General features: G+C 29.7%; 10 protein-coding genes and 1 tRNA gene. 5 read left to right on the top strand and 6 right to left on the bottom strand.

What is annotated here, in order from left to right:
* Positions 1–4: 4 nt before the first annotated feature.
* The 3 genes from G8C41_RS00250 to G8C41_RS00240 all read right to left on the bottom strand — a co-directional run bounded on the left by G8C41_RS00250 (position 5) and on the right by G8C41_RS00240 (position 4,024).
* The gene (locus G8C41_RS00250) at positions 5–646 is read right to left on the bottom strand and encodes a DUF47 domain-containing protein (RefSeq protein WP_105296771.1); all 642 of its coding nucleotides are present in this window, start codon (positions 644–646) and stop codon (positions 5–7) included.
* A gap of 68 nt (positions 647–714) precedes the next feature.
* Positions 715–2,649 (bottom strand): DNA primase, encoded by a 1,935-nt coding sequence (dnaG, locus tag G8C41_RS00245; RefSeq protein ID WP_160568912.1) that lies wholly within the window; start codon positions 2,647–2,649, stop codon positions 715–717.
* A 262-nt stretch (positions 2,650–2,911) separates the two neighbouring features.
* The gene (locus G8C41_RS00240; RefSeq protein WP_105296773.1) at positions 2,912–4,024 is read right to left on the bottom strand and encodes an efflux RND transporter periplasmic adaptor subunit; all 1,113 of its coding nucleotides are present in this window, start codon (positions 4,022–4,024) and stop codon (positions 2,912–2,914) included.
* Positions 4,025–4,248: 224 nt separating this feature from the next.
* Between G8C41_RS00240 and G8C41_RS00235 the strand changes: the two genes are divergently transcribed.
* Entirely contained in the window at positions 4,249–6,129 is a 1,881-nt protein-coding gene (locus tag G8C41_RS00235) for an ATP-dependent DNA helicase RecQ (RefSeq protein ID WP_166005760.1), read from the top strand.
* 49 nt (positions 6,130–6,178) lie between these two features.
* The gene (locus G8C41_RS00230; RefSeq protein WP_166005759.1) at positions 6,179–6,838 is read left to right on the top strand and encodes a uracil-DNA glycosylase; all 660 of its coding nucleotides are present in this window, start codon (positions 6,179–6,181) and stop codon (positions 6,836–6,838) included.
* Positions 6,839–6,877: 39 nt separating this feature from the next.
* Here the strand turns inward: G8C41_RS00230 and G8C41_RS00225 are convergent, their stop codons facing one another.
* From G8C41_RS00225 to G8C41_RS00215, 3 genes are all read right to left on the bottom strand, one after another.
* The gene (locus G8C41_RS00225; protein WP_166004676.1) at positions 6,878–7,927 is read right to left on the bottom strand and encodes a hypothetical protein; all 1,050 of its coding nucleotides are present in this window, start codon (positions 7,925–7,927) and stop codon (positions 6,878–6,880) included.
* A 116-nt stretch (positions 7,928–8,043) separates the two neighbouring features.
* A complete protein-coding gene (gene lptC, locus G8C41_RS00220; protein WP_160550007.1) occupies positions 8,044–8,622 on the bottom strand; it encodes an LPS export ABC transporter periplasmic protein LptC in 579 nt (192 codons plus the stop codon).
* 33 nt (positions 8,623–8,655) lie between these two features.
* Positions 8,656–9,927 carry an OmpP1/FadL family transporter gene (locus G8C41_RS00215; RefSeq protein ID WP_166005758.1) on the bottom strand — a complete coding sequence of 424 codons (1,272 nt, stop codon included), beginning with the start codon at positions 9,925–9,927 and terminating at the stop codon, positions 8,656–8,658.
* A gap of 170 nt (positions 9,928–10,097) precedes the next feature.
* Between G8C41_RS00215 and G8C41_RS00210 the strand changes: the two genes are divergently transcribed.
* The 3 genes from G8C41_RS00210 to G8C41_RS00200 all read left to right on the top strand — a co-directional run bounded on the left by G8C41_RS00210 (position 10,098) and on the right by G8C41_RS00200 (position 13,071).
* Positions 10,098–10,170 (top strand) — tRNA-Phe (locus tag G8C41_RS00210).
* A 689-nt stretch (positions 10,171–10,859) separates the two neighbouring features.
* On the top strand, positions 10,860–11,123 hold the full coding sequence (locus G8C41_RS00205) for a hypothetical protein (RefSeq protein WP_146105549.1): 264 nt from the start codon (positions 10,860–10,862) through the stop codon (positions 11,121–11,123).
* 64 nt (positions 11,124–11,187) lie between these two features.
* Positions 11,188–13,071, top strand: coding sequence for an ABC-F family ATP-binding cassette domain-containing protein (locus G8C41_RS00200; RefSeq protein ID WP_166005757.1), 1,884 nt, complete (start codon positions 11,188–11,190; stop codon positions 13,069–13,071).
* Positions 13,072–13,074: the final 3 nt, after the last annotated feature.

Below are 13,074 nucleotides of genomic sequence, written 5' to 3'. Positions count from 1 at the left end.
AAGGTTATGAATATTTAACTAAAATAGATTCTATAATATTTGCTGAATCTTCACATTTGTCTGTGACATCTTCTAAATATTCTAATACATTTTTCAGTTTTATAATATCTAATACATCTCTTTTGCTTTCAAATAAATCTCCAATTTCTTTGCTAAAAAAGTCATCGGCAACATTTTCAATTCTATTGATTTCTACACATGAAGCCAATACCTCTTTGGGTTTCTTAAAGTTTCTTAGATTATAGATTGCTTTTTGCAGCTCTAATACACAGTCATGTATCAGATTTGCAAATGTAAAATATGCCGGAATATACGGAGATTTGTACAGTAATATGTATTTACAGGATGCGAACAAGATATCAGCAATATCATCAAGTGCAGAAGTTAACTGATGTATATCTTCTCGATCAAAAGGGGTAATGAAATTTTTACCTAATTCTATAAAAATATGGTGAGACAACTTATCATTAGCATGTTCATAATCTTCCATTTTTTTATAAAATGCTTCTGTTATAGTTTCTTGTGATTTCATTCCTTCTACCATATCCTTGGACATGGCAGCCAGATTATCAACAACTTGTTCGAATAAAGTATAGAAAACCTTATCTTTTGGTTGAAATAATCTAAAAAATGCACTAATACCCATAGTTTGCTTTTTAGTTTACTTTATGTAAGCAAATATATCGAATTTTAAATTAACCTAAATATCTTTTTTTAAATTACCCGATTTTCCAGCTTATGTATTTGTTTTAGAAGCTTATCTAAAGTTATAATCTGATTAAAAATTTCTAATCTTCTTTCTTCTGATATATTCCCCGAACTTAATTCTTTAGCTAAATTTTTATTCATTTCCGCTATTCTTATCGCTTTGTATTTAAGTATTACATCTTTTGTGTTTTTTGCAAGATTTTGCTCTAGTGTTGGAACATATATTTCTTTGAGTTCCCAATTATTGCTTATTGAGTATTTTTTTAATAATTTTCCTACGGCAAATTCGGTGATGTCGACTTCTTTAGATTTAACAAAATATTCTCCGGTTCTCAATTGATTGTTTTCAATACCTTCCATGATTTCCAAATAAATTCTATTGTAAAAATCTACGGTAAATTGTAAATCATCTTCTTTTAAGCGGTGAACAATTTCTTCTATTACAGTAGTTTTATAGGGTTCTTCTTCTTCCACATAGTTTATTAAAATTTCATGGTCTCCATAGGATAGCATTAATTCTAAAATATCTTCTTCAATTTTATAGGTAAAATCAATTTCTTCTTGTTGAGATGTAGTTACAGGTTGTAAAGCAACTTGTTTTCTTGTATTCCGATCTCTAGAATGTATATTTTGTTGTGTTAGTTGAGCCAATTCACTAAACAGAACTTGCTCCGAGATATCCAATATTCTCGAACATTCTTTTACATAAATCTCTTTTTGAATAAGATTTTTTATTAAGGCTATACTCCCAACTATATCTCTAATTAATCCGGCCTTTTTTATGGGATCGCCGTTCGTTTCTTTTAATAAAACATCTGTTTTGAATTGAATAAAATCTTTACTGTTTTCTTTAAAAAATGCTTCTATTTCATCGGCAGTATGTTTTCTTGCAAAACTATCCGGATCTTCTCCATCCGGAAACAGCAATACTTTAACATTCATTTCTTGCTCAAGGATCATATCTATGCTTCTGAATGAAGCTTTAATTCCTGCTTGATCCCCATCATATAAAACAGTAATGTTGTTGGTTAACCTTTTTATTAATCTAATTTGCTCAACAGTTAATGAAGTTCCTGAAGAGGCTACTACATTTTTAATACCATTTTGATAAAGGGATATTACATCCATATATCCTTCCACCAAATAACAATTATCTTCTTTAATGATAAAAGATTTTGCATGAAATAACCCATATAAAACTTGACTTTTATGATAGATTTCACTTTCAGGGGAATTAACATATTTAGCCGTTTTTGCATTATTTTGTAATATCCGACCTCCAAATCCCAATACTCTTCCCGAAAAACTATGAATGGGAAATAGTACTCGCTCTCTAAAACGATCGAATCCTTTATCTGATCCTTCTTTAAAAATGCTTAAACCGGATTGCTCTAATATTTCTTTTTTATACCCTTTCTCATATGCAAAATGTGTAAATGAATCCCACTCTTTCGGTGAATACCCTAATTGGAATTGTTTAATAATGTCATCCCGTATACTTCTTTCTCTAAAATAAGATATTCCTATGGTATTACCTTCTTCAGTTTTCCAAAGTTGGTTTTGAAAATATTCATTGGCAACCTCTGATAATTGATATAGGCTTTCTTTATTTAATTGTAATTCTTTTTGACTGTCAGACAGTTCTTTACTGTCTTCTTCAATTTCAATATTATACTTTTTTGCCAGATAGCGTAAGGCCTCCGGATAGGTATAATGTTCTTGTTCCATTATAAAGGTAACCACATTACCGCCTTTACCGGATGAAAAATCTTTCCAAATCTGTTTGGATGGGGAAACCATAAATGACGGCGTTTTTTCATCTACAAAAGGACTTAAGCCTTTATAATTACTCCCTGATTTTTTCAGGTTTATAAAATCCGATATTACTTCTTCCACTCTTGCCGTAGAGAAAATCTTATCTATGGTCTCTTTTGAAATCATAAGTACAAAAATACGTTAATTTAAATTTCCATTTTTGAAAAAATCTTCACATGGTTCTTTTTAAATTTAATTATATAAGTATCAGTACTCAAGAGTAAAATAGAATTTTTAATGGTATAATAAAAATATTACCCTGTGGAATAACTTTAGAAATCTTATGTTTTGATAATTTTTATACTATCAAATAAAGATCGATTTAGATTTTATAAAATAAAAAACACCTGATTTACATCAGGTGCTTGTTTAAACTATTTTTTCAAAACTACTTTTTTCTTGATGATTTATCTTCGTCTGAAGAATTCCATATTTTAATTTGATCTTTCAGTGAAATACCTTGAACTTCAACAAATATTCCGTCTGATAACCCTAGTTTTACATAAACTTTTTTGAATTTTCCATCAGGCTGTTGTACTTCAACGAAAGGTCTCTCTCCATCATATTGCATTAAAGCTTCTCTCATTGCTAAAATATTTTTTCTCTCACTTAATATTACTTCTGCATTGGCACTATATCCGGCGCGAATGGAAACCCCTTCCGGAATAATTATATCTGCTTTAATTTCATATTTAACAGCCCCGTTTTCTTCTTTACCTTGAGGAGAAATAAAGGTTAAAATACCATTTATATCTTTGTCTTGAAGCGCTCCGATTATTATTTTTAATTTCATTCCCTCATGCATTTTCCCTGCATCTGACTCGTCCACTTTACCCTCAAATATCATTTTGCTGACATCGGCAATGCTTGCAATAGTTGTTCCTGCATTAAATGTGTTAGCTTCAATTACCTGATCCCCTACTTCAACGGGTACTTCCAGTGCCTGTCCATTTGCAGTAGAACGAACTTGAATACTCGCTAAATCTTCTAATCCTGAAGTAATACCTGTTTTAGCAATATCATAATCTTTCTGTGCTTGAATTAAATTTTGTTTTGCTATTTTATATTCCGTTTCAGCACTTTCATAATCCTGCTTAGAAATTACTCCTTGCTCATATAATAATTTTTGACGTTCAAAAATTCTTTTTTGATTATTTAACTTAATTTCTGCTGAATTTATATTCTGCATAGCAGTATTTACTGTAGAAACGACCGGAACCACTTTAATTGTAGCCAATAATTGTCCTACTTTTACTTCATCTCCTTCTTTAATATAAATCTCCTTGATAATCCCGGAAATATTAGGTTTGATTTCTATCTTTTCTTTTGGATTAATTTTACCGGTTGCCACAGCTTTTTGCTGAATAGTCATAGTAACCGGAGACTCTGTCTCAAACTTATCATTAGATCGTGTATTGGTTATAATTACGTACCATATACAATACAATAAAAGTGCAATAAAAGCAACAGATAAAACTATTTTAAGAACCTTATTATTCATGACAACTTATTTCACTATAATTTGTATTATCTTAACAAATTTTGTTACGTTAAAATCACTTTTTTTAAGTATTTTTTTTAATACTTGTTTATCTTGCCTGTAAATATATAATTCTTTTTTAATTTATCTTACATAAAATCAACACCAAACAATTGGGTCAATTCAAATTAGGATAATTTTTTCTTTTATATATTTGTTACATGCCAATAAAAATTCTAGTCTAAATGGACTTTTCATTACCAAATAAAATTCTTGAATCTTACTGGGGGTATAAAGAATTCAGACCTCTTCAAAAAGAGATCATACTTTCTATATTGGAAAGTAAAGATAATATTGCTCTTTTACCTACAGGAGCAGGAAAATCTATTTGCTATCAAGTCCCCGCTCTTTTGGTTCAAGGCACTTGTATTATTATTTCTCCATTATTGGCTCTTATAAAGGATCAAGTGTATTCATTAAAAAGGAAATTAATTCCGGCCGAGTATATTTCTTCGGATCAAACAGCGGATCAACAACTTTCCGTATTTAATAAATTGAGAAATAATGAATTGAAATTATTATATGTATCTCCGGAACGATTGTTAAATAAAACTTTTCTAGAGATCATTAAAGATATTGAAATTTCGTTTATCGCAGTTGATGAAGCTCATTGTATTTCTGAATGGGGTAATGATTTTCGTCCATCGTATCAACAAATTATAAAGTTTAGAGAATATATCGGGATTCAAATTCCTTGCATGGCACTTACTGCAACCGCAACTGAAAAGGTCTTAATTGAAATAATAAAAAAACTTGATTTACATAATGTTCAGGTATTTAAAAGATCATTTAATAGAGAAAATCTTTCTTTACAAGTTTTAAATGCCGGAGACAAATTTGGGGAAATTGAAAGAATTTTACATAGGTATAAGGGTTCGGGAATTATTTATTGTAGAACTCGTAATGAAACTAAAACTTTGTCTGAAACTTTAAAAAGAAAGGGATTTGAGGTTGAATTTTTTCATGCAGGATTATCCCCTAGTGAAAAAATGCAAAGACAAAAAAATTGGACGGAAAGTACCAACCAAATTCTAATTTCAACAAATGCTTTTGGAATGGGTATAGATAAGAAAGACGTTCGTGTGATCATTCATCTTTCTCCTCCTTATTCATTAGAAAATTATTATCAGGAAGTTGGTCGTGCAGGAAGGGACGGACTTTTATCACATACATTTTTATTATGGAATGAAGCGGAACTTTCTGATATATACTCATCACTCATACAAACTATATCTTCAAAATCGGAATATGAAAAAGTTATCCGTTATTTATATTCAATGTTTTGTATTGTTCCTAATGAGTTACCCGATACAATTTTTGATTTCGACTTGAAATTATTTCAACAACGTACAAAAATTAATAAAAGTAAGATTATACCTATTTTAGAATTTCTTCATAATAGCTCAGTTCTTCAATGGAAATATGAGCCTTCAGATAGTCTGCTTAAAATTAACTTTCCTATAGAAAGACTTGACACTAATTTTTACGGCAATGATTCCTTTTTATTTGAAAAAATTGCCAGAAAAATAACAGGTGTTTTTTCTTATCAAATAAAATTTGATGAAAAAAAATTAGCCGACAGCCTTTTAATTCCTCTTTCCGTATTACACTCCAAATTCATTAAATATAACCAATCAGGCGATATTTCTTACGTTGATGGTAATAAGCAAAAAATTTACTTTTTAGAACCACGAAACGATCAAAAACTTTTAGGAAGCTTTTGGAATGAATTTCAACTTATACAACAAAATAAATTAGTTAAATATAAAGAGTTGGAATTTTTTATCAAAAATTCAAAATATTGCAGGATGAAATTAATCCTTGGATATTTTGGTGAAAAAACCAATCAAATATGCGGTAAGTGTGATGTATGTTGTAAATCCAAATTAGATGAACAATCTTACCTGAAAGATATTTTATCTTATATAAAAGAACAGCCTAGAAGCAGAGAGGATATTTATGCCGAATTTAGGAATGTTTCTTTTGAAAAAATTCATGAATGCTTACAAGATCTAATTTCAGAAAATAAAATTAAAGCATTAAATTTCAACACATATTCTGCTTAATATTTGTCTTATTTCCAACTATTTTTATATTTATTTTTACCTTTACTGAATGAATATAAATATTGAAGAATCATGGAAAAATTTATTAAAGCCTGAATTTGAAAAGCCTTATTTTTCATCTTTAATAAATTTTGTTAAGCAAGAATATAAAGAACATACTTGCTATCCAAAAGGTAAAAATATTTTTAAGGCCTTTGAATTGACTCCCTTTGATCAAGTAAAAGTGGTTTTACTGGGACAGGATCCATATCATGGAGAAGGACAAGCTATGGGATTATGTTTTTCTGTTCCCAATGGAATAGTATATCCGCCTTCTTTAAGGAATATTATTATTGAATTAAAAAATGATACCGGTATTGAATTAAAGTCGGGGGATTTAACTCCATGGACCAAACAGGGTGTTTTTTTGCTCAATGCTACTTTAACGGTACGAGCCCATCAAGCGGGTTCTCACCAAAAAAAAGGATGGGAAACGTTCACGGATTCTGTAATTCATAAAATATCTGAAGAAAAAGAACATGTTGTATTTATTTTATGGGGAAGCTATGCACAACAGAAAATTAATTTAATAGATACTCGAAAACATTTCATAATTAAATCGGTACACCCCTCTCCTTTATCCGCACATAGAGGCTTTTTCGGTTCAAGACCTTTTAGTCTTACTAATGAATATTTAACCTCAAAAAAAATTGAACCTATTCAGTGGTAGACCGAATAGGTTCATTTTTTATATTAAATTTTATATCTATTAATTTTTAAGTTCTTTTTCTAATTGCTTCATTAATTTTTTTTCATTCTTTTTATATAATTTCTTTTCCTTTCTAGACATGTCTTCATAATTTTTTTCAAACATATTAGACACATCTCCTACTTCTCCATCTATCACTTGAATTTCTTCAATTCCATCATCTCCTATAGTAGAAATTATAGTTTTATCTTCTTCCGGGGCATCTTCTTCTAAAATAATTTTTTCTTCTGATGGTACTGAAACTTCTGAATTAGCTTCTTGACTAGGAATAGATTCGATTTCTACTGTTTCTGCTTCTTCAATTTGCGGAGTTGGGGTTGAAATTTCTTCTATATTTTTTGATTCATTTTCATCTATAACTATGCTAGAAGAACTAGGTACTGTTTCCACCTCTTCTGTAGCAGACGGAGTAGGAATAGCGATAGACTCTGCTTGTTCAGTCTCAGATACATCATCTGAATCTTGTTCATTTATAAATTGAGCTTCCGGTATTAGTGTTTCCTCTTCAGGTTTTTCTTCAGCTATGTCTGCCTCTTCAATTTCTATTTCTATTTCTTTTTCCGGTAAAGCATTTACTGTTTCCGGTGTTTCAATTATTTTTTCTTCAACAACTTCTATAGGAACTTCTTTAATTACTGTTTCAACCGGAACTTCATTTACTACTGCATTATTTTCTTCTTTTCTGATTACAGAAACTTCTTTAGCAGCCGCAGATTTTGATACTTCTCCCGCTAATTCTGTTTTTACAATAGTTCCATCAATCAATTTCCAATATCGATTTCCTGCAGCATCTTGAACTATTACCACATCATTGGGTGATTTAAATGTAGGAGCAGATGCTTTTCCTTTTACTTCTAATGTTCCATCTTTTCCATAAGTGAATGTATAGCCACTATTAGCTTTACCTTCCTTTGATCCCCTATAAACTAAAATCATTTCCCCATTCTGTTCAAAATAAACTCCTTTTTCAGAAGTTTCTTTTACTTTTCCTTCTTGAGCATAAACAGAAAGCGTAAGTATTAAAAGAAAAACAGTATACTTTTTTTTCATTGTTCGCTATTTTTATTAAAAATATAAATTTTGAAGCTACTAATATACATCTTTATTTAATAATTTCATATTTTATTTGTAAATAACGTTTATATTATTTTTATTCAAAATAAAATTTATTTGCTATCTGTTTTTAAATCATTTGCATAGGGCAAAGTACCTGTGTTTTTTTTCAGTTTAAAATTCTTAAAGTCTTCTGAAGATTCAATTCCATGAACAGAAATATTCGTAGTTACCCCGTCTGCCCTGTAGATTTTAACGGTATCGTTTGAAAAAATTTTTCTTTCTTTCTTATTCCAAAAAATTTGATTGGTTTTTAATGTGTCTTTATCCGAATTAATAATAACTACATTTTTCCTTGCTTCATACCATCCTGCAGTTTCAATTATCTTGGCATAATCTGCTTTCAAATGCCCGGGATCTTTACCTTTTTGGTAGAAATCCATATCTAAACCTTTAGGAAAAACTGTATACGGTGTCTCTACAAATTCATATTCTTCCATAAGTGGAGTCCTTAATCTAATAATTGCATACACTGAATCTGTTAAAGTTATATTAGCATTATAGATTCTCCTGGAAGCAAAGTTGGTTTTTTTTTCTCCTAAATTATCCCCTTTTTCATCGGAACATGATATGGAAATAATCGCAAAAAAAATAAGATATAAATAGATTTTTATTTTTTTTATAGTCACCATCTTTCCATGGATAAAAAATGATAGTTATAAATTTTAATCGTACTGTCTCTTTCTAAACCAAAGATCATCAAAATTAAATCCAACCTTAAAATTTACGAAATTCTCTTTGATTAGACCGTTTGATTTTGAACCTCTTTGTCCTAATTCAATTCCTAAATTTAGCATGGAAGGATCATGTTTACCGGATTTACCCAAAGGCAGGCCTAGACCGGCGGTTACCCCATATTGGTCAATGGTTTTATTGTTCACATTAAGCCCTGTATTTTCATAATACAGCCCATACCGATAAATAATTTTTTCAAAATAAGATCTGAAACCGTTTATATTAGGCAAATACCAGCCTCCTACAGCTACGCGATACTTATTTTTGTAATCAAAATTATCTTCCGGTATCTTTAGTTTAAATTGATCTGTAAATTTAAAATCTGCTCCTAATGACCATTTATGCTCTTTTCCATAGGCCACTCCTATTGAGTATGATGAAGGTAATTTTGCATCATGTGTTCCCTTAACATAGTTTAAGGTATCCATTGAAACTTTTTCATTATTATTGTTATAATAATAGGTTGAATACAAATAATTTACATCAGCATCTATGGTATGCCCTATATTATAAGTTGCTCCGATTTTAAGTAAATGATTATTAGTTAATTTTTTTCGATAGGCTACTCCTAAAGTATAATCGAAAAAACCATATTCTTGCTTATTAAATATACCGGAAATCAAATTAGCATTCTGTAAAGATGTTTCTTGATCTTTTTTCAAATCGCCCCAAACATACCCGATTTTAGCTCCTAAGGAAAACTCATTGGATATATTATATGAATACATACCACTAAAAGCATTAAGTCCTCCCCTTCCCTTAAATAAAGATTTTTGATTTACAACATCTGAATTATCTGTATTTATATCATATCCTATATTGGTGTAAGGTTGTAAATTTACTCCTACTCTGGACTTAGCTCCGATTGGAAAGGCTAATGATAAATTAGCTAAATAAGTAGTGGATCGATCACTGCTTACGTTAGAAGTTTTAGCATTGGTATAATCGGTATTGATCACGATGTTATAACTGGTATATCGCAAGTTTCTATTCGCTGCCGGATTTACAAAATTGGCTTCATTGGTAAAATCTGAAATATATGAGGTTCCCAATCCTCCCATAGAAGAAATTACTATATCGGAATTGGTTTTACTTTCTCCTAAGCCAAATGAAGAATAAGGAGAGGTAGAAGTTTGCTGGGCATAAGCTGCATTCAGAAATATGATAAATGATGATAATATGGAGAAAAATCTAATTTTCATTCAGTGTGTTTTATATACAAAGTACAAATATGTTAATAATGTACCGATTATAAAAATAATTATAAGTAAAAATTCTTAGTGAAATTTTATAGCCGAAAAAAAAATTCAATTTTTTTTTAAAAATATTTTGTGATTTAAAAATATGCCCTATATTTGCAATCCCAAACGAGGGTACCTTAGCTCAGTTGGTAGAGCAAAGGACTGAAAATCCTTGTGTCCTTGGTTCGATTCCAAGAGGTACCACTTCAAAAATCCATAATCAATTCAAAAAGATTGTGGATTTTTTGTTTTTTTAAGTGATATATTCCTTAAGAATTTCTATAAAAAAGCATTTGATTTTATAAAATGAAATATTTTTTACTGTTGAAGTTTCTAATACATTAGCATTTTTTCCTTATATAATATTATATAATCCCATGTAAAAAATCAGAAAATTTTCTTTTTTCCTGCCGCAAAACATATACTTTCAGAAACTATCGTTGAATAAAGTCAATGCTTTTAGGCAGTGGTTCATGAATAATATTATCTTTTTTCATTGCTTTATAGTCATTTTTATCCAATAAGCAACAGGCAAAATTAATTAATATGAAAGGGGGATTTATGTTTTATTCCAATTAAACCCCTGTATATACCAAGTTAGCATTTTTTTAAATCAATAAATTACTGTTGTTAAAAATCTTGATATAAAAAGCCTCTTTTGTCTCTTATTTACCTAGTAATATGCTTACATTAATTTACACAATTACCTATTACCTCTATTTCTTAAACATCGAATATTTAATATTTTTTGTTTGATTGTTTAAATCTTGGAATAAAATTAGATTATTAAAAATGTAACACTATTAATTTCTTTTACTTAAATATATCATTTAGAAATTAAAGAAAACATCTTATACATAATAAGCATTTTTTAAATTTAATTTTAATAAATTATGAATAACGTCAGTATTTTCGTGTTTTTAGCAGGAATAGTAATTTTAAATCTAATAGCTTTCTTACTTGGCAATTTATATTGTTTTGTACCTTCCTGGCTAAACTATACTATGGTCGGTGTTGAATTATTCTGTCTCCTGCTTAGTATCTATGCCCGTATTAAAGATTTTAAAAATATTGATGCTTCTGTAGGAGTTATACTCAATGTTTTTCTAACTATTTTGCTGGTTTGTCATATGATATTATATAAATCATCAAATTAATACCCAAATTGACTTTTTATAAAATAATTTAGAAAGCGTATTTTTGCTTTTCTATATATACCCTATGAATTATCTTTCAGTTGAAAACATCAGTAAGTCTTTTGGCATAAGAACTTTATTTTCCAATGTCTCTTTTCATATAAATGAAGGAGATCAAATTGCTTTAGTTGCTAAAAACGGTAGTGGAAAAAGTACTTTATTAAAAATCCTGTCCGGATTAGAATCTGCCGATTCCGGATCGGTTACGCTCAATAAAGACATAAAAGTAGTTATGTTTGAACAATCTGAACTATTTAATGATGATTTAACTGCTGAAGATTATATATTTACCCATTCTAACCCTGTATTGGATATCGTTCATCAATACGATACCATGGTTCAGAATGATCCTTCCAATTCTGAATTGATAGGATTAATAGAAAAAATGGATCAATGGGATGGATGGAAAGTCGAACCTGTAATTCAAGAAATTATCAATAAATTAAAAATTGATTTCCTTAATCAAAAGATACAAAATTTATCGGGTGGACAACAAAAAAGAATTTCTCTTGCCAAATTCCTGATCGATATAAGCTTTGAAAAAGGCACTGTATTATTAATTCTGGATGAACCAACTAATCATTTAGATATTGAAATGGTTGAATGGTTGGAATTTTTTCTTAACAAAGAAAACAAAACCCTTATTTTAGTTACTCATGATCGATATTTTTTAGATGCTATTTGCACTCGGATCTTAGAAATGGAAGACGGAACCTTATATTCGCATAATGGCGATTATGAGACCTATGTAACCAATAAATCTCTGAGAATTGAAAATCAGATAGCTCAAACCAATAAAGCTAAAAATTTATATAGAAAAGAGCTGGAATGGATGCGCAGACAACCTCAGGCTAGAACATCCAAGTCAAAAAGCAGAATTGAAAGTTTTTATAAAACGGAAGAACTTGCTAAAAAAAGCATCTCTGATGCTCAAGTTCAATTGGACATGCAAATGACTCGTTTGGGAAAAAAAATCATTGAAATGGAACATGTTTCCAAACATTTTGGAAATAAAATAATCTTGGACAACTTTTCCCATACTTTTGCCAGAGGATCAAAAATCGGGATCATCGGTAAAAATGGAGTAGGTAAAACAACTTTTTTGAAGATACTTGAAAGAAAGGAAGAATTTGATTCAGGAACTATTGAATGGGGCGAAACTTTACAAATAGGGCATTTTAAACAGGAAGGACTCGCATACAAAGAAGATCAACGAGTTATTGATTTTGTAAAAGAAATAGCAGATTATTTTCCTCTATCCAATGGAAAACAAATTACTGCCGGTCAATTCTTAGAAATGTTTCTTTTTACACCGGAATCTCAATATACTTATATATCTAAATTAAGCGGCGGAGAGAAAAAGAGATTGCAATTGCTATCAATTTTATTTAGCAATCCTAATTTTTTAATACTTGATGAGCCTACAAATGACTTAGATTTACCAACCTTAACTGTTCTTGAAAATTTTTTAAATGAATATCAAGGCTGTGTTTTGATCGTAAGCCATGACCGATACTTTATGGACAAAGTGGTTGATGAATTGATGATTTTTGAGGGCAACGGTAAAATTTCCTGGTTTATAGGTAATTATACAGATTATTATTTAAATTCAAAGGAAAAAGAAAATGAAATCATCAAAGACGTTTCTAAAAAGGAAATAAAAAATAGTAATCCAACTAACGGGAACAAATCTCCTAAACTTTCTTTCAAGGAAAAAAGAGAATTAGAAATGCTAGAAAAAGAAATTCCTCAGTTAGAAGAAGAAAAAAATAAATTAACTGAACAATTATCCTCTTCGAGTTTAAGTTTTGATGAAATACAAGAAATTAGCAATAAGCTGGAAAATCTTATTCAAAGTTTAGATTACAAAGAATCTAGATGGCTGGAACTCAGCGATCTCAACGCTTAAATT

Source organism: Apibacter sp. B3706, assembly GCF_011082725.1.
Taxonomy (GTDB): Bacteria; Bacteroidota; Bacteroidia; order Flavobacteriales; family Weeksellaceae; genus Apibacter.
The sequence above is the reverse complement of the archived record's forward strand: the minus strand, read 5'-3'. Positions and strand labels throughout refer to the sequence as shown.

Bases quoted from the DNA above. Each gene is read 5' to 3' on its own strand.
- G8C41_RS00215 (WP_166005758.1), bottom strand. From the start codon at position 9,927: ATGAAAATTAGATTTTTCTCCATATTATCATCATTTATCATATTTCTG.
- G8C41_RS00250 (WP_105296771.1), bottom strand. From the start codon at position 646: ATGGGTATTAGTGCATTTTTTAGATTATTTCAACCAAAAGATAAGGTT.
- G8C41_RS00230 (WP_166005759.1), top strand. From the start codon at position 6,179: ATGAATATAAATATTGAAGAATCATGGAAAAATTTATTAAAGCCTGAA.
- G8C41_RS00235 (WP_166005760.1), top strand. From the start codon at position 4,249: ATGGACTTTTCATTACCAAATAAAATTCTTGAATCTTACTGGGGGTAT.
- G8C41_RS00225 (WP_166004676.1), bottom strand. From the start codon at position 7,927: ATGAAAAAAAAGTATACTGTTTTTCTTTTAATACTTACGCTTTCTGTT.
- G8C41_RS00205 (WP_146105549.1), top strand. From the start codon at position 10,860: ATGAATAACGTCAGTATTTTCGTGTTTTTAGCAGGAATAGTAATTTTA.
- G8C41_RS00240 (WP_105296773.1), bottom strand. From the start codon at position 4,024: ATGAATAATAAGGTTCTTAAAATAGTTTTATCTGTTGCTTTTATTGCA.
- dnaG (WP_160568912.1), bottom strand. From the start codon at position 2,649: ATGATTTCAAAAGAGACCATAGATAAGATTTTCTCTACGGCAAGAGTG.
- G8C41_RS00200 (WP_166005757.1), top strand. From the start codon at position 11,188: ATGAATTATCTTTCAGTTGAAAACATCAGTAAGTCTTTTGGCATAAGA.
- lptC (WP_160550007.1), bottom strand. From the start codon at position 8,622: ATGGTGACTATAAAAAAAATAAAAATCTATTTATATCTTATTTTTTTT.